General features: G+C 58.1%; 12 protein-coding genes and 1 tRNA gene. All 13 read right to left on the bottom strand.

Annotation, left to right across the window (positions count from 1 at the left end; translation table 11 throughout):
- Positions 1–178: 178 nt before the first annotated feature.
- The 13 genes from LOH53_RS16890 to LOH53_RS01425 all read right to left on the bottom strand — a co-directional run bounded on the left by LOH53_RS16890 (position 179) and on the right by LOH53_RS01425 (position 17481).
- Positions 179–2923: a helix-turn-helix transcriptional regulator gene (locus tag LOH53_RS16890; protein ID WP_326832721.1), complete on the bottom strand. Its 2745-nt coding sequence runs from the start codon at positions 2921–2923 to the stop codon at positions 179–181.
- 2 nt (positions 2924–2925) lie between these two features.
- Positions 2926–5658, bottom strand: coding sequence for a LuxR C-terminal-related transcriptional regulator (locus tag LOH53_RS01485; protein WP_230065937.1), 2733 nt, complete (start codon positions 5656–5658; stop codon positions 2926–2928).
- A gap of 259 nt (positions 5659–5917) precedes the next feature.
- Positions 5918–6493 carry an aminoacyl-tRNA hydrolase gene (gene pth / locus LOH53_RS01480; RefSeq protein ID WP_230065936.1) on the bottom strand — a complete coding sequence of 192 codons (576 nt, stop codon included), beginning with the start codon at positions 6491–6493 and terminating at the stop codon, positions 5918–5920.
- 10 nt (positions 6494–6503) lie between these two features.
- Positions 6504–7079: a 50S ribosomal protein L25/general stress protein Ctc gene (locus LOH53_RS01475; protein WP_230065935.1), complete on the bottom strand. Its 576-nt coding sequence runs from the start codon at positions 7077–7079 to the stop codon at positions 6504–6506.
- 295 nt (positions 7080–7374) lie between these two features.
- Complete coding sequence (locus LOH53_RS01470) at positions 7375–8355, bottom strand: ribose-phosphate diphosphokinase (protein ID WP_230065934.1); 981 nt, start codon at positions 8353–8355, stop codon at positions 7375–7377.
- Positions 8356–8393: 38 nt separating this feature from the next.
- Positions 8394–9845: a bifunctional UDP-N-acetylglucosamine diphosphorylase/glucosamine-1-phosphate N-acetyltransferase GlmU gene (gene glmU, locus LOH53_RS01465; protein WP_326832720.1), complete on the bottom strand. Its 1452-nt coding sequence runs from the start codon at positions 9843–9845 to the stop codon at positions 8394–8396.
- Positions 9846–9947: 102 nt separating this feature from the next.
- Positions 9948–10019: transfer RNA gene (locus tag LOH53_RS01460), tRNA-Gln, on the bottom strand.
- A 247-nt stretch (positions 10020–10266) separates the two neighbouring features.
- The gene (locus tag LOH53_RS01455) at positions 10267–11103 is read right to left on the bottom strand and encodes a hypothetical protein (RefSeq protein WP_230065933.1); all 837 of its coding nucleotides are present in this window, start codon (positions 11101–11103) and stop codon (positions 10267–10269) included.
- A gap of 188 nt (positions 11104–11291) precedes the next feature.
- On the bottom strand, positions 11292–13070 hold the full coding sequence (locus LOH53_RS01450; protein ID WP_230065932.1) for an ABC-F family ATP-binding cassette domain-containing protein: 1779 nt from the start codon (positions 13068–13070) through the stop codon (positions 11292–11294).
- 28 nt (positions 13071–13098) lie between these two features.
- Positions 13099–14064 (bottom strand): 4-(cytidine 5'-diphospho)-2-C-methyl-D-erythritol kinase, encoded by a 966-nt coding sequence (locus tag LOH53_RS01445; RefSeq protein ID WP_230066222.1) that lies wholly within the window; start codon positions 14062–14064, stop codon positions 13099–13101.
- 59 nt (positions 14065–14123) lie between these two features.
- Positions 14124–15002 (bottom strand): 16S rRNA (adenine(1518)-N(6)/adenine(1519)-N(6))-dimethyltransferase RsmA, encoded by an 879-nt coding sequence (gene rsmA / locus LOH53_RS01440; RefSeq protein ID WP_230065931.1) that lies wholly within the window; start codon positions 15000–15002, stop codon positions 14124–14126.
- A gap of 150 nt (positions 15003–15152) precedes the next feature.
- Complete coding sequence (locus tag LOH53_RS16885) at positions 15153–16301, bottom strand: transglycosylase family protein (protein ID WP_326832719.1); 1149 nt, start codon at positions 16299–16301, stop codon at positions 15153–15155.
- A 238-nt stretch (positions 16302–16539) separates the two neighbouring features.
- The gene (locus LOH53_RS01425; RefSeq protein WP_230065930.1) at positions 16540–17481 is read right to left on the bottom strand and encodes a TatD family hydrolase; all 942 of its coding nucleotides are present in this window, start codon (positions 17479–17481) and stop codon (positions 16540–16542) included.
- Positions 17482–17540: the final 59 nt, after the last annotated feature.

Raw genomic sequence — 17540 nt, 5'->3', positions numbered from 1 at the left:
ACTTGTACCCGGTGGGATACTTCAAGTTAACGGCCTCAAGGACGCGTACACACGCGTGGTGACTACCCGTTTAGTCGGAGTAAGGGTACTTAGAAACGGGGCAGTACTCGCTTAAGTACTTGCGTGACTACCCGTAAGTACTCGTCGGTACTCGGAGCTACTCGAATTCATACCTGTATTACGGCAAGACGAGGTCAAGCTCTTCCCTCGCAGCAATACCCAACTTTGCGTACGTGCGGTAGAGGTGACCTTCAACGGTGCGTACTGAAACGCCTAATTTCTCCGCGATATCCTTATCGGAGGCACCTGACGCCGCCAAAGCCGCAATTTCACCCTCCCTCTTGGTGAGCACAGCTTTGCTCTCCACTGATGACACCCCCTCAGTGACTCCTTGCGTAGCAGTTTCGCCGGTAGCGTGAGCTACCCGTGCGAGTCCGTCACGAGCCCTAAGCGCCACGTCTTGCTGGTGACTACCTAAGGAAAGGGCAAAAGCCTTGTGGAAGACTTTCTGCGCATGCTGATAAATGCGTGCTGAGAGAAGTTCCTCCCCCGCTTCGACGAGTGCCCGTGCGTTCCCGCTGGCCCAGACTCGAGCATAAGTGCGCACGGCGCCTGCCCACGGGCCTTGAACCTTGGCCGCAACACTGGCGAACCTGTCCATATAGCTGTCGGGATCGAATCCCACAGCTAGGGCCAGCGCGGTCAGCTCTAAGGTTAGATGTCCGCGTTTGGCGGCATCATCGGCCAGTCGAATCAGTCCCGTTAGCCCCTGACCATTTTTCTCTCGGTATTCAAGGGCTGCAGCAGCGAAGGCTTGTTCATGAATCGAGACAAGATACATGCAATTATTAGCCCCCGACGGCGTCAAATTCGGCGCTGTAGCATCTAAGTGACCGGTACCCGCCCCAGCGTACATAGCCATGGCCGTGCACAGGCCCAGCATCTGCTGTGGATCACTTTGTTGAAGAGACACGATCCCTGATCGTAATACGGGTAAAGCCGAACTCATCCGCCCCTGTCGAAGCATGACCATGCCCCGTGCCACGTCGATGCTACCGCCGAAGGAAATCGTCGCAGGACCCATGTCCACTGAAAAGTGCGCCAAGATTTGTTCAGCTTGCACCCAGTCCCCCGCAAGCAATGCTGCAACTTGGGAGCGGGTGACGATCATTTCAGGCAGAAAATAAACGTCGCGGTCCTCCTGATGGGTCATAGCCAAGGCCGAGAACGCTGCCGTGAGGCCGCTTTCCGGCTGGCCCAGGGCACTCAGTCGTTCTGACTCCATTGCCAGCGCAATTGAGCAGTGCAACTTATGATCTAACTCGTAGGCAGGGGCGGACGCGGCTAAAATTGTGCGGATGGGGCTGTCCATTTCCAAATAACGGCCTTCTCTGGACATCGTCAACAGCTCAAGGACAGTGGCACGCTCCTGAGTGATCCATATTATCTGCTCTGAATCATTCTCCGCAGACAGGGCAAGCTGTTCGCCATGACGACGTAAGTTCGCGGCATCCTCATAACAGGCTTTCAGCGGAAGGCCCATCGCCGCTTTAGCTGCGTTCATTAACAATCCACCAAATAGCAGATCGACTACGTTTGTGGCTTGTTTTTCCGCCGCCTCCAATAGTCCGACCGCTGCAGCATAGTCTCCCATGTTAAATTTCGCCCGCGCTTTGACACAGTTGGCACGGCTGAGAAATTTAGGATCCGTAATGGCCGACGCCAAATGCAATCCTGTCTCCGATTGGTACAACTTGCAGGCGAAGGTTCCCGCCTGCAACAGTTGTCCATCATCAGTTGGCAGGCCGCTATCCAAGGCCCACATGGTCCGGCGAAGGAGAGCCTCGGGGTTGGGAGCCTCGGCATTGAGTTTCTCAATGAGCTGGAGGTGAAGCCGGCGACTCTTGGTATGCGGCAAGGTGGCCCTAATAACGTCACCATATGCAGGGTTGATAAGGCGCAGTTGCCCTGGCTCCCACGCTGGCGCATGGACTATACGCCGACGTAGCAGTTCTTCAATCGCCTCTGCGCTAACGATTTCCCTCAAGGTGGCCGATTTCACGGGCTCTGAGAGCGCAACTAACGCCAAGGCTTCCTCCGCCGCTGCCGAGAGGTTCCGCAATTGACCGTGTACTAGGCCTTGCAACTGCACGCCATTCGGGAGCATTGCTGCGTCAGCCACCCAAGCGCCATTGCTTTGCGAGAGGTGGCCGTCCTGGTAAGCGTCGGAGATGATCAAGGACAGCAACAGCGGGTTACCAGCAGCCGCCGACCACATATGCCAGCTACTGCTGGGCAACACTCTTCCGCTGAGCATCGCACAGCAAAAATCATGGCCCTCACTCCGGGTTAGAGGGAGTAGCCGCATCCTTTCTGCCACCCCTTTAGACCATAAAGATGGAAGAGGCTCCGTCATTTCGCTGCCTGTACGATACGACGCTAAAAGCTTCACGCTGCCGACCTGCACCAAGTGAACCAGCAACTCGGCTGTGGGTTGGTCGATGAATTCCGCCTCATCCAAGATCACTAAAGGCGTATTTTGAGAATCATCTAAGTTGCCCGAATTATCAACGGCCGTCTCGGAGAAAAGTGCCAACATGTCACGGATCATCTCCACCGGTGACCGCAATGAAGTGGGACCACTCGCTCGCAAGTTTGCGGCCAAGACGCCAAAGGGAATTTTTGCCAGCGACGGGGTCCCGTGGATGGCAAGAACTGGCATATTACCGTGCGCCCGTTCGGCGACAGACTGCAGAAGGGTCGTTGCACCCAGACCCATATCAGATTCTAGTAACACGGCCCGGCAGGCCTCTTGGCTCAGATCCCGAATGATGGCTTGGAGCTCTTCATCGCGGCAAAAGGGGTGCACTAAATCCCGGCGACGCTCATTAGCAGACGGGCCATCCCCGTATCGATGGACCAATGCTAAAGCTCCACGCCCTGCTCAAGTTCGCCACGAGTAGTGACGCCCAACTTGCTGTACACCTGATAAAGGTGGCCTTCGACCGTACGGACGGAAACGCCGATGCGGTCGGCAATAGCCCTATTTCCGAAGCCACGTTTGGCCAGCTTTGCTATCTGAAGTTCACGCTGAGTCAGCTTCACCTGCTGGTTTGCCGGTGAGACCGGCAATACCGCCAGTTTCTCTTTCAGATGCGCTAGCCGCTCCCGAGCCATTCTGGCCTGCCCGTGTTGCCCATTGTCCCGCGCGAGATCCAGGGCCAGCACGGAGCAACGCGATTCCACAGCATCTAATCTGAGTTCCTGCGCCAAAGCCGCCGCCTCAAGCGCTTTACCTGCATCGCGGTCCTGGCAGCTCACGGCGAGCAGAACACTGATGGTAGCCATGGGGCCCTGCCGTCGAAGCGAAACCTCTTCCAGGAGCCGGTAGTCTTTCTCGGAGCCATGAATGGTGCTGCCAAAAATGGACATCGATGCGATCGTATACCGTTTCTGGGCGATGTCCTCACGCGCCGTATCCATCAGCTGATGGCTGGCTTGAGAATCATCAAGCCAGCGCATCGCCATCCAGCGAAAAAACAAAGACATAGAGTCATTCGTCCAAAGGGTTGGTCGCGTGGCATCTTCTGCGAGGGCCAAATGACGCAGCGCTTCAGTTTCATTGTTGATTTGCGCGTAGGCGAATGCCAGCGCCGAATAGGCCAGCGGCAGTGAATTGCGAAATTCCCGGACCTCCAACTGCGCCGTAGCTGCCAACAACACAGCCACCGCCTCCTCGCCCCGGCCTGCATATGTGTAGGACAGTCCTAATCTTAACTCGATCAGCCCACCGCTATACGACGCCAGCTGTGACAAACCCTCAAGTTCGTTCCTGAGCAGGTCAACGGATTCGCGCCACAGTCCACTCCAGGTCAAGGCATTATGCATGCCGTCCTTGCAGTAGTCGGCGAAACACAGCCCCTGACGCCCCGAGTCAACGGTTCCCAAGACTCGCTTGGCAAGAGCCACGGCATCGAGTTCCCGCCCCGTAGCTGCAAAAGCTGGAACAAGCAGAGCGGAGCAATTGAGTGCAAAGCCAGGATCGCCGTCGTCCTCACTAGCGCTCTCAAGTTCCTCGATGGCACCGGCATAGTCACCGCGAAATATCTGCTGCTCGAAGAACGCCAGTCTAAGAGTATTCTCAGCCGTCCGGATGCTTAGATGGGTAGCACTCCCGGATTCGCTGACTTGGGTGATCCGTTCATGCGCCGCAGCCAACACACCGGGAATCCTTACACAACCACCATCCACCCAGAGCAGCGCCCCGCACAACGAAGCCGCCCAAGCACAGTAGTCTTCCAGATCAAGTTCGGCTTGATCGGCCTCGGAGACTGTTTCCAGCTCCTGGAGTGCACGCTGGTAGTCAGCCAAAATCCTAAACGCCTTACTGCGCGCCTGGATGGCGTCGATCCTCAGGCGATGAGTGGGCGGGATTTGCGCAGTACAGCGAAGGGCCAGACCGGGGTCAAAGTTCCGCACAGCTTCTAGAGCTGCCGTTAAGGCCGCTTCTGGTGCCAGTACCAACCCAGCGTCCAACGACCACGCGGCCATGGACATGATCTCCGGCCCGTCCAATGCCTTAAGCTCCGAGCTAGCGCAGGCGGAGATCTCAGCCAGAAGAGTCGCTTTCCGCTCCGCGGACAGCCAGCCTCGAACGATGTCTGCCACATAGCGGTGAGTCAGGTAAGTGTGTCGCCATTTCTGAGAGCTGATCTTAAGAAAGCCCCGCTGCTCCATCTGGGCCGCGGTGTCTTCTCCGAGGGCAGATATCACAATCGAAAGTGGGGCTCTGCGAATCAGCGCCATCTTCTCAACGCCTACGCGGACAGTTTCATTCTCCCGGGCTAGGACCGAGGACACAATTTCAGATAGAGCACTGGCTGGATCCAAGTTGATGGGACCAGTGACGACCCAAACTCCACGCCGATGGCGTATGCCACCATTGGCTACCTGCTCATCAAAAAGCGCTTTGAGCACTAGAGGGATACCACTGCTTGCACTGTGTAGCGCTGTGACCGCCGACTCAGAGATCGCCGAATCTGTTGCCGAGGAAATAAGCTCCGCAACTTCCGCGCGGCTGAAGTATTCCAGTTGAACTTGATCCAATAAGCCGTCTTTATGCAACCAGAGCATGTCCTCGGGAAGATTGTTGAGGTCCCTCACCATAACGAGAATCTTGACGCAGCCGCTAATGACCAAATGCATGATCACGCCGAGACTCATGACGTCCAAGCCGGGTAGATCATCTATGATCAAGAGAACTTTTTTGCCGTTGGCCTCACTTTGCAGGAGGTCGGCGATGCCGTGAATGATACCTACGGGTGTCTCTAAGGCAGTTGTAGGTAGCTTGGCAACCAACAACGAAAGTGGGCCATAAGGAATCGAAGTCATGGTGGTGGAACCAAAAACTCTGACAACATGTGTGGTTGGGTTCAGTAACTTTTCAATATTTCGGGCCAACGCCGTTTTTCCGACACCCCAAGGACCGATGACCACAGCGCCATATCTTGCGGAGTTTTGGAGAATTTCTAAAACTTGGTTCGCTTTGTCATGACGCCCATACGGCGACCACGAATTACGATCAACCGCCCCCAGGGCTCCACGGGATGTACCTTCACCGCCCTGGACCCACGACTCAGGAGCGACAACTTTTTCCATTGTCATTTTTGAGACCCCGTTTATCATGCAAGAAAGCGGCCCTTAGAAACCGCGGTTGCTCCTAGCAGTGATTGTAACAGGACGAAGCAGGGATATCGATCAGTTTTTTTGGGAAGCGCTTGCCCATCCGTTCATCAAAAATCCACCTACTAGCCATCTTGAAGACAGGACCACGCAAGCCATACTGCGATGGGTCTTGAGCCATTGGGGTGGCAGCCACCGGGATTCAAGTTAGGTCTTGGCAGTGGAGACATCTATTTCAGCCCTGAAATTTTTGTTGCGCTGCCGTTAGGCCTTCCGCAATGAGAACCTCAACTGCGTCAGCACCAGCATCTATCAGGAACGGCAGCGTTTTGTTTTCCGTGGAGGAAAAATCCCTCAACACGTGGCTGGCTGCATCTCCACGCCCTGGGGGCCGCCCCACACCGACGCGCACCCGGTAGTAGTCCTTTGTGCCCATCACTGAGGAGATGCTTCGCAGCCCATTGTGACCGCCCTCACTGCCACCTTGTTTTAATTTGACCGTATCAAAAGGGATGTCAATCTCGTCATGAATGGCAAGCACGTGCTCGGGCAAAACGTCAAAGAACTTGGCAAGCACCGCCGTCGGCGCCCCATTGAGGTTCATAAAAACCGACGGTTTGGCTAACACCACCCTCGGTCCACCAACACTTAAACGCGTTTGGGCAATGAGGGCCCTCGCTTTGTGGTTCTTGAAGGTGACGCCATGGCGGGAAGCAAGTTCTTCAACCACCATGTAGCCAATATTGTGCCTGTTACGGCTGTAGCCGGGCCCGGGATTCCCGAGCCCGACTACAAGCCATGTAGTAGACATGGAGTAAAAGTTACTCTGCTGCTACTGCTGCGGTTTCCTCGTCAGCGGCAACGTTAGGCTCAGCCAAATGCGCGACCAACAAAGTGGGATCAGTCAACAGGGCAACGTTGGCCGGCAGGGTCAGGTCGGAGGCATAGATGTGCTGGCCAGCTACGCGCCCGTCCAGCTTGACTTCAACGCTGACAGGCAAGTGTGTGGCGTCTGCGGAAAGGCTGACGACCATTTCTTCCTGGTTGACGACGACGGACGGGGCCGGCTCGCCGGTGAGGATGATCGGGACGTCAACAACGACCTTCTCACCCTTCTTCACTGTCAGCAGGTCGATGTGCTCAACGATCTGGAGCAGAGGGTCACGCTGGATATCTTTGACGAGTGCCAAGTGAGCCTTGCCATCCACCGTGATCGTCAGCAAAGCATTGGCGCCGCGGATCGCACGCACGGTTGCGCGCTCCGGCAAGACGATGTGCAAGGGGGCTACGCCGTGGCCGTAGACAACTGCGGGGATCTGGTCTGCACGGCGGATACGACGTGCTGCGCCCTTGCCGAATTCGGTGCGAAGTTCGCCCGTGAGGTTCAAATCAGACATAGAAAAAGCTCCTTTTATCTTTGTGGTTCTTCGCGTGGACTAAACAGGCCTACACAATCCTTCAAGATTCAGGAGCTGTGGGACCTAGTCGATCACGGACGCAATATAAGCGTCCCTCGCCAAGGTTTACTTTCCAAGTTTAGCAGAGGATTCGCTGCCTCCGGACGCCGCTGGGCCGAACCGAACTCGGGTTCGGCGCCAGTGATCAAGTGGCACCGAACCCGATCCGGGTTTAGCGCGGAAGGAAAGTGGTTGGCGTTAGCGGGAACTTCTGCGCAGGCGCCAGCCGAAAATGCTAGGCGTTGCCGTCGAAGAGACTGGTCACTGAGCCGTCTTCAAAGACTTCCTTGATGGCGCGAGCCAACAGCGGAGCAATCGAGAGCACGGTCAGTGTGGGGAAGCGTTTGGCGGCCGGGATCGGGAGAGTGTCAGTGACCACCACTTCACGGGCACCACAGTTCGCGAGACGCTCAGCTGCCGGGTCCGAGAACACGGCGTGAGTCGCGGCGATAATGACGTCCTTGGCACCGGCATCCTTGAGCACGCGCACGGCACCAGCAATGGTTCCGCCGGTGTCGATCATGTCATCAATAAGCACGCAGGTGCGCCCGGCAACCTGGCCGACCACAGTCTTGGAAACCGCTTGGTTCGGCACCGTTAAGTCACGAGACTTGTGCACGAAGGCCAGCGGCGCCCCACCCAGGCGCTCGGCCCACTGCTCAGCCACGCGCACGCGGCCAGTATCAGGGGAAACGACCGTGACGGCGTCGTCCCCGACAACCTTACGAATATGCCCAGCCAGCAACGGGATGGCAAAAAGGTGGTCCACGGGACCGTCAAAGAAGCCCTGAATCTGGGCAGTGTGCAAGTCCACGCTCATGATGCGGTCAGCGCCGGCCGTCTTATAGAGGTCCGCGACCAGACGGGCAGAGATCGGCTCCCGGCCACGGCCCTTCTTGTCTTGGCGGGCATAGGGGTAGAACGGTGCCACCACGGTGATCCGACGGGCCGAGGCCCGCTTCATGGAATCCACCATGATGAGCTGTTCCATGAGCCAGTTATTCAATGGCGCCGGGTGGGCCTGAATGATGAAAACTTCTTTGCCTCGTACGCTCTCCCCCGAGCGCACGTAGATTTCCCCGTTAGCGAAGTCATAAGCAGACATCGGCAGCAGCTCAGTGTTCAGACAGCGCGCAACTTCCTCAGCCAGTTCAGGGTGCGCACGGCCTGACGCCAACACCAGTTTCTTGTCGACGTTGTAACTTAGTTCGCTCATGGGATCGCTTTCTCGCAGGGTGGGGTAGGTGAGAAGTCTTAGTTAGCGGAGTTTTCCGCTGCCTGTGCGGAGATGCTCCCGGGTCGGTTCGCGACCGTCCAGCCTTCGGCGTTGCGCTGTGGGGCCACCGTCAGGCTCAATGCCCCGGCGGGGACATCCTTGCGCACCACAGCACCGGCACCGGTGAAAGCGCCGTCGCCCACGGACACGGGCGCCACGAAAACCGTGTTGGATCCGGTTCGGACACCTGAGCCGATCTTCGTGCGGTGCTTGTTGACGCCGTCGTAGTTAGCTGTGATATTGCCGCAGCCAATGTTAGTGTCCTCGCCAATTTCCGCGTCGCCAGCGTAGCCCAGATGGGAGAGCTTGGAACCTCGGCCGATCGTGACGTTCTTGGTTTCATAAAATGCGCCGATCTTACCGTCCGCGCCAAGCACCGTTCCGGGGCGCAGATACGTAAAGGGACCCACCTGGGATCGCGCCCCAATCACGGCACCTGTTCCCTCTGTGCGCGTGACATGCGCGCCCGCACCGATCTGAACGTCCGTCAGGGTTGAATCAGGGCCGACGACGGCGTCCTGGGCCACAGTGGTTTTTCCGTGCAGCTGAGTGCCGGGGAGAATCGTCACGTCCTGCTCCAACTGCACGGTGGAATCAATCCAGGTGGTGGCCGGATCGATCACAGTGACACCTGCACGCATCCACGCCTGCACAATCCGGTGGTTGTGCTCCTTGCCAAGTGCCGCGAGCTGGACCCGATCATTGGCGCCTTCTACCTGCCACTTATCTGTGGTGAGAACCGCGGCGACGCGGCCGCCGTCGTTCCTGGCAAGGCCCAACACATCCGTCAGGTACATCTCTCCCTGGTTATTATCCGTGGTGACGAGTTTGAGAGCTTTGCGCAGGACATCGGCGTCGAAAGCGTAGATGCCGGAGTTGATCTCCTTGATGGCACGCTCTTCGTCGGTGGCGTCCTTATGCTCGCGGATGCCTAGCACCGTACCGTCAGTTTCATCGCGCAAGATGCGTCCATAACCGGCGGCATCCGCCAGGACGGCGGTCAGGACGGTGACAGCATTGCCGTCACGTTCATGGGTCGCCGTCAGTTCGCTCAGCAGCTCGCTCGTCAGAAGTGGGACATCACCATAGGTGACAACCACTGTGCCACGCGTCGGGACTTCTGCATCCAGCACTTCCAGGGCCGCTTGCACAGCACGCCCGGTACCGGGGACGTTGTCCTGGTCAACTATGACGGCTGATGGGTCCAAGGCGGCAATGTGCGCAGCCACCTGATCGCGCTCGAAACGCACCACCACGGCGAGGCGATTCGGGTTGAGTCCTTTGGCTGCGGCGAGTGCATGTCCCACCATGGAAACCCCGCCAATGGGATGCAAGATCTTGGGAATTCGAGACTTCATCCGAGTGCCGGCCCCGGCCGCTAACACCACTACGGCAGCGAGATTGAATGATTTTGTGTCTTGGGGGCTCACTAAGTGGCACTCCTACCCGGACCACTGTCCGTGATCAAATGTACGCAATTGGAAACAAGTCCATGGTACCCGTTCACAGCGCCGCCCGAATTTCTAGCACTGTTCCGCCCATAGGATTCGAACCTATACTCCACAGCTCCAAAGGCTGGGGTGCTGCCATTACACCAGGGCGGAATGTGAAGTTTTCCCTTTACGGCAAGCTCACGAGAATATAGTGTGCCACGCCAGAGCCCCGTTTCGCGAGTTGAGGCGGTGTCAGCTGACAAATTTGTTTGCTTGAGGTGTCAAATTTCACACTTTTTAAGGCTCGACGGCGGCCCACTTACCGTTGGCGCAAAACTCGTAGTGAGTTCCGCGCCAGGTGCATTATGCGCAAAACCCGGGGCCAATTGCGCGCTGGCGCAAACACCTCCGGGACCGCCTACGCACCCTGAATCTTTTCCAACGCCTGCCGCACCCACGTGAGCATGATTTCTGGGCGTTGGAGCACTATTTCTGTTGGCAGACGCAGACACCAGAGGCCGTTTACGACCAGCAGGTTATCCCTTCGCAGATCTTCACTCCAGCCATCTGGCGTGTTGTGGTACGTTTGCCCGTCTGTTTCCACGCCAAGGATCCCATCCACCAACAAATCAAGGTGGCCGACTCCCTTGACGTAAAACTGTCCCTGGACGTTGTACCCGGCTTTCTGAATGTAATAGCGAGCCACGGTTTCAAGGATCGATTGAGACTGCGGATCGATCAGGGCAATAATCGCCCGGGCGGCCACGTCTTCCCTGCGGGCGAACGCGTGCCGAAGTTGTGCAAAAGTGCACTTTTTGAGGACGATTGCAGATTCAAGGGCACACAACGCTTCAACTTCGCTCCCGCACTTCACACACTGATACAAGACGTCCATGAGCGTCTGTGTGCCCCGAATCCGGTGGACCACACAGCCCATCACTGGTCGGCCGTGCGCCACAGCGATATGGAGCCGTTCTGGCTCACGGATAACCCACAAACCAAGCTGTTTGGCACGGCTCAGGCACGATCGACAGCCGTGGTTCTTGGCTAGCAGGACATCTAATGGGTCGGGCTTTGGCAGCCCGAAATAGCCCCGAGCAACCCCAACGATCCGGCCGTGAGTTTCAGCCTGCGAAAGCTGCCACGAAGAGAAACCGGCGGCCGTTAAGTCTCGGCGCCTAGCCACCGTTCCGAACGATGAGATCACACGTTCCAACGAATCCGGGTGCCTATTTTTACCTTGATGTCCAGCCATCACCCCAGTCTGGAGCACCCTCAACACAGCAGTCCGGTGGATCTACGCAGATGTGGATAACTAAGGAAGCAGAGTCCGCTGGGGAGGAATATCTCTACTTCGCGCTGGCGCGAAACTCGTGGTGAGTTCCACGCCAGGAGTACTATGCGCAAAACTAGTCGCCGGTTGGGCGCTGGCGCGAACTCGGGCTACGCGAGCACCTCTGAAGCCTGGAGCCACTGCAGCTCCAAAGACTCTTTTTCAGTCGCGAGCTCAGCGAGCTTCGTTTGCAACTCTGCCAGGGCGTCATACTCGCCCACGTTGGTCGACATCGTCAGCTGCACTTTTGCCTCGGCGGCAGCTAGCTTACTCAGCTGGCGCTCCACGCGGTTGAGTTGCTTGCGAGCGTCTCGTTTTTCCGCCTCAGAGGGCCCGGAGGGAGCATCGTCAGCGGACGATCCCGCGGGTTTGGCGGACGAGAGAGCCTCCGCACGCAGTTCCAAATACTGGTCTACTCCGCCTGGCAGCCCGCGTAGTTTCCCGTCACCCAGCATCGCCATCTGGTGGTCAGTGACACGTTCTAACAGGTATCGGTCGTGCGAAACCACCACTAGCGTGCCTGGCCAACCATCCAGAACGTCCTCCACAGCGGCCAGGGTGTCGGTATCAAGGTCATTCGTAGGCTCATCGAGCATGAGCACATTTGGCTCGCCTACTAGCAGACGCAGCAGTTGCAGCCTCCTCCGTTCACCACCGGAGAGGTCCTTGACGAGAGTCCACTGCTTGTCCTTCGTGAAGCCAAGCTGCTCCACCAATGCTCCAGCGCTCATTTCCTTACCACCGACGTCGAAAGAGCGCTTCTCGCGCTCAATGACCTCCAGCACTCGGAGGTTCATGACGTCATCGAGCTCGGTTACTTCCTGCGTCAACACGGCTGTCTGCACAGTTTTGCCCCGCTTAAGCCGACCGGACGTCGGTTCCACCTCGCCATTGAGCAGACGCAGCAAGGTCGTTTTGCCCGCGCCATTGACGCCGACCAAGCCAAGTCGCTCCCCGGGCGCCAGACGCAGGGTGATGTTCTTGAAGATCTCGTTATCACCGTAGGAAAGTGAGACGTTTTCCAAATCCAGCACGTCCTTGCCCTGCCGGGCTGTTGCCATCTTGGACAGCGCTACGGTATCCCGGGGCTCCGGGACGTCGGCAATGAGCTCATTGGCAGCCTCGATGCGGAACTTCGGCTTAGCCGTGCGTGCCGGTGCGCCGCGGCGCAACCACGCGAGCTCCTTTTTGACCAGTTGTACCCGTTTGGACTCAATGACGGAGTTCATCCGGTCGCGTTCCACCCGAGCCAGCACATAGGCCGCATAGCCGCCGTCGAACGGGTCAATGACGCCGTCGTGGACCTCCCAGGTCCTGTTACAGACCTCATCGAGGAACCAGCGATCGTGGGTGACAACCACAAACGCGCCCTCGTTGGCCCGCCAGCGACCCTTGAGGTGTTTGGCCAGCCAGGCAACACCTTCCACGTCCAAGTGGTTAGTGGGCTCGTCCAGCATGATGACGTCATCATCACCGATGAGAAGTTTGGCCAATGCCACGCGGCGCTTCTGCCCGCCGGAGAGCGAGTGGATATTCGCATCCCAGTCCACTTCACCGACAAGGGCGCCCATGATCTCGCGAATCTTTGAATTCGACGCCCACACGTGATCCGCGGATTCGCCGACGATCGCATATCCCACCGTGTTCTCGCCGTCGAGCACGTCTGACTGATCCAGATAGCCAACGTGGACCCCGCCGCGCTTGGTGACTCGTCCGGAGTCGGCACTTTGGCGCCCTGCTAACAGCCGCATCAATGTTGATTTTCCGTCACCATTACGACCCACGATGCCGATTCGATCGCCTTCTTCAAGGCCCACCGTCACACTGTCCAAAACGACGCGGGTGGCAAAGGCGATACTAAGGTTTTCTCCACCGAGAAGGTGTGCCACGACAAACTACTTTCATCTAATAAGGAAATTATGAATCAAAAACTCTGTGCGCCCCGTGAACGGGGCCTTCCACTGCCATGGCCACAAAACCGCCGTCGGACAGCTTGGCAGCCAGAGCAGCTGCGTGCGCGCCATCGGTGGCGAGCACTGCCACTGTGGGCCCGGAACCGGACACCAGCGCTGCCAACGCACCCTGTTCGGCGCTGGCGCTTAGAACTGCCGCCAGCCCTGGCGCAAGTTCAATGGCCGCTGCCTGGAGATCGTTAGTCAGGCACTTCGCCAGGGCAGCCGGATCCCCTGCCCGCAACGCCGCCAAAATAGGCGGGTCAACGAGCTCGGGAGTATCGGGCTCGGTCCCGGCTCTCAAGGTATCAAGCATGCCATATACCACCGGCGTTGAGAGTCCAAAGTCCGATTGCACTAGTACCCAATGGAGGGGAATTGGCGCCAGGGCCGCCGTCAACTGATCCCCAATGCCCAGCCCTACAGCCGCGCCACCCAGCAACGCAAAGGGCACGTCAGCGCCCAACTCGGCTCCCAAAAGTGAGAGTTCCTCACGGGAGAGTCCTGCGCCCCACAGGATGTCACAGGCAACGAGTGCGGCAGCTGCATCAGCGGAACCGCCGCCCATCCCGCCGGCGATGGGCACCCGTTTGGTGATTTCCAAGTGCACACCACACGGATTCATACTGACGTCTGCCACCAGCAGGGCAGCCCTCACCGCTAGGTTGCGCCCGTCCAACGGAATACTTGCCAGTTGCTGCTCGGGTAACGTGCTGTGGGCGCTGATGCTCACGGTGACGTCCGACGCCGGTGTGCCGGGTTTCGCCGTGGCCCGAACCTCCTCGTAGAGAGAGACGGCAAGGTAAGTACTGGCTACGAGGTGGTACCCGTCCGCGCGCAGCGGGCCGACCTTGAAGCTTGCATTGATCTTTCCAGGAGCTCTCACCCGAACGTGCGGGGGCGATCCGGTGAAGTCATCAACGGCTCCGATGGGATCACCCTGAACTTCTGGGAGCAGTCCGGGACGGGGATTGCGATCTTCCACTAGGGCTAGACCACCAGAGGGTTCTTGGCTTCGGCAATGCGGGCATAGGCGGTGACATCGATGACCTCGCCACGGGCACTGGGGTCAACACCTGCAATGCGCAAATAGCGTTCGGCGTCTGCGGGGCTGCCGGCCCACCCTGCCAACGCAGCACGCAACGTTTTGCGCCGTTGGGCAAAGGCCGCGTCAATGACAGCAAAAACTTCTTCGCGGCTCGCGTGAGTTTGTGGAGGTTCGCGGCGGATGAACTCCACCAAGCCCGAGGAGATCTTCGGTGCCGGCCAAAACACGTTCATGCCAATGACTCCGGCCTTACGCATCTGCGAGTACCAGGCCCCCTTAACCGAGGGCACACCGTAAGTTTTGGAGCCTGGGCCAGCCACCATCCGATCCGCCACTTCGTCCTGGACCATAACCAAACCATGCTGGAGTGAAGGAAAGTGCTCCAAGAGATGCAAAACGACGGGGACTGCCACGTTGTACGGCAGGTTCGCCACCAAGGCCGTGGGCGTCGCCGGAAGTTCCGTAACGCGCATCGCGTCTGCAAGGACCACATCAAGGTTCATCGACTTTTCGGGGCGGAGCGCGGCAACAGTTGATGGTAATTTAGCTGCCAGAACGGGATCGATCTCCACCGCCACCACCCGAGCAGCGGCGTCGAGTAGCCCCAGAGTCAGCGAGCCCAGCCCGGGCCCAACCTCCAGCACTATCTCACCCGGTTCGATCTTGGCCGCGCTAACTATCCGGCGGATAGTGTTGCCGTCAATGACAAAATTCTGTCCCAGTGTCTTTGTCGGACGCACTCCGATTTCCTCCGCTAGGCGGCGGATCTCGGTTGCGCCAAGTAGCGGCTTGGTTCCGGGGGTGGGTTCAGGCGAGGTCACGGGTCCCATCGTATCTGCTATTACACACCGGTCGCGGCACTGGGCCACGGCGTCACGGTCCCCCGGTAGCCCGTGTGGGACTGCCGGGGGCAGCGGAGCCCAATGCTGGATCTTCTGACGGCTGGATCTTCTGGCGCTTAGTCTCTCGCGTTAGCGAGCGGCGCCCGCGCAGCCCCACGGCCCGAGGCCAGCTTTGGCGTAGTAAGTGTTCGCAACGGCAATCTGCTGCTCCTTGCTGGCGAGATCGGCCCGGGCAGCGTAGGCCCCGCCGCCGTTGGCCAGCCAAGAGCCTGCATCAAATTGAAGACCGCCATAGTAACCGTTTCCGGTGTTGATCGACCAGTTGCCGCCGGACTCGCACTGAGCAATGGCATCCCACATGGCCTGATTAGACATGGCCGGGGCTGGTGCACCCGTGTTGGCTGGTGCTGCTGGAGTGGCAGGACGATCCTTAGCGCCCACGCTCACCTGCGCGGCGACAGGTTCCAAAACGGTCTTGGTTGCGGTTTCGGTTCGACTGACTTCATGGCCGTCAACAGTGACAGTTTGGAATGTCTTCTCTACCGATCCGGCGACGCCGGCCTTAATAGTTTTGCTTTCATCCTTATACATGGCCGGGTCCACGCTCTTGACGGTCTCAAACGGCAGTTCCGAAGCTTCGGTGACTATACCTGCGGGGTTCACGCGAGAGACCTTCACGACCATGTTCTCCACGACTTTTGCCGCTGGGGGAACCGAAACCACATCGCTGGGTGCCAGCGTGATCGCTGCGTCGGAGAGTACATTTTGGACGGTCTCCGCCGTGGTGGTGCGCACAGTTGTCTTACCGTCAGCGACGATAGTGACCTGTTTGGGAGTGATGATGCTGATATTGCTTGAACTAGCCAAAAGGGCGTCGGCCGGGGCAGAAACCCGAGCGCTGGCAGCGATGCCGAGCTGACTGATCAGACCACTGATCTTATTGGAGTTGGTGGTGACAGTGTGTTCGGCGCCGTCAAGGTTCACCGTGACCTTCTTGGCAGTATTGACCGTGATGGCTGTTCCGTTGCCGATCTGGGTTCCCAGCGCCGGGGTAATTTGATCCCCCGCATCCACAGCAACATTCGCGTGCTTGAGCACGTCCGCCACGCTTCCCCCAAAGCTTTGAACTGAACTGGCTTGGCCATCCACCGTCAAGGAGACGGTTTTATTGGCTCCCGCGAAAGCGATAAGTCCGGCCACGAGTGCCAGGAGCACAGCCACCTGACCGGCGATCTTGAAAACGTTCAGCTTTCCGTGTGAGGAGAAGAGGTTTGTCACTAGTTCCCGTAACTGCTAGAGCATCCGGGCACGGAGAAGTACAGGCAAAAAAGCGCAGCACCGCAGACACGGCAAACCACACATTTATTCCTTGGAACGATCGCCGCCGAAACCCACAAGAAACGTTAGTTTCGCCAGCATTACATCCGTTGGCCTTCCCCGACCACGGCTAATAGTCATCCATCGTAACCTGTTCGTTACCAATAAGACAAGGAATGGTAACGGTCCTCCGGCCCTGTCAGGCGTCCCAGCTTCCGTAAACAGCCTCCGTATTGGCCCGCAACAAGATACCTAAGCGGTCCAAATCCAAGCCTTTCAACTGTGCCATAATTTGTACCGTATACGGCAGCATGTAACTGGCATTCGGACGTCCACGATGGGGATGCGGTGTCAAAAATGGCGCATCCGTTTCCACCATGAGCAGCGACGGATCCGCTACGGCGAGCGCCCGACGCAAATTTGCCGCATTCTTAAACGTCAACGTTCCAGAAAAAGACATGTACCAGCCGTTGTCATTACAGATTTTAGCCAGTTCCTCGTCTCCTGAAAAACAGTGAAAGACCACTTTTGTCGGAGCCCCTTCCTCCCGCAAAACGCGCACCACATCCTCGTGTGCGTCTCGGTCGTGGATCTGCAGTGCCAGATCAAGTCTCTTGGCAATGTCGATGTGCCGGCGAAAGGAGTATTGCTGGCTGGCGAGACCGTCCGGCGCAGTGCGAAAATAGTCCAGCCCGGTCTCCCCAATTGCCCTAATCCTCGGATGTGCGCCAAGCGTCTCGATTTCGATCAGCGCATCCTCCAATGCGGTGCCCCCCGAAGCCCCATCAGCGAGAGCTAATCCGGGGGCGTCATTCGGGTGGATGGCCACAGCTCCCAGCACGCGGGGATCAGCGTCGACGGCAGCGAACGTAAACCGCGATGAGGCAAGGTCACAGCCCACTTGCACGGCTCCGAGAACACCCACCGTCGAGGCAGCATCCAGCGCCTCGCGAAGTGCGATCGGCGAGTCACCAAAGTCAAAATGCGTATGGTTGTCATACACAGGCTCCGGCAGCGCTAGGGGCGCCGGCGCGAATCCAGGACGGGGACGCGCCCCGGGCTCTTGAACCTGCGCATCTGCGGCTGCCAAGGACACGGTTTCCGGGCGCTTATATTGCTGGGGAATCTCTGAAGTGCACATATTCCCCAAATATACCTACCACCACCACTGCACTGTTCCCCAAAAACAAGCCAATAATA

Origin of the sequence: Arthrobacter cryoconiti (genome assembly GCF_020905375.1) — a bacterium.
In the GTDB taxonomy this organism is placed as follows: domain Bacteria; phylum Actinomycetota; class Actinomycetes; order Actinomycetales; family Micrococcaceae; genus Specibacter; species Specibacter cryoconiti.
The sequence above is the reverse complement of the archived record's forward strand: the minus strand, read 5'-3'. Positions and strand labels throughout refer to the sequence as shown.

What these genes read in the sequence shown, in the direction of transcription:
- LOH53_RS01475 (WP_230065935.1), bottom strand. Translation starts at nt 7,079, where the DNA reads ATGTCTGATTTGAACCTCACGGGCGAACTTCGCACCGAATTCGGCAAG.
- LOH53_RS01485 (WP_230065937.1), bottom strand. Translation starts at nt 5,658, where the DNA reads ATGGAAAAAGTTGTCGCTCCTGAGTCGTGGGTCCAGGGCGGTGAAGGT.
- LOH53_RS01470 (WP_230065934.1), bottom strand. Translation starts at nt 8,355, where the DNA reads ATGAGCGAACTAAGTTACAACGTCGACAAGAAACTGGTGTTGGCGTCA.
- pth (WP_230065936.1), bottom strand. Translation starts at nt 6,493, where the DNA reads ATGTCTACTACATGGCTTGTAGTCGGGCTCGGGAATCCCGGGCCCGGC.
- LOH53_RS01455 (WP_230065933.1), bottom strand. Translation starts at nt 11,103, where the DNA reads ATGGCTGGACATCAAGGTAAAAATAGGCACCCGGATTCGTTGGAACGT.
- LOH53_RS01425 (WP_230065930.1), bottom strand. Translation starts at nt 17,481, where the DNA reads ATGTGCACTTCAGAGATTCCCCAGCAATATAAGCGCCCGGAAACCGTG.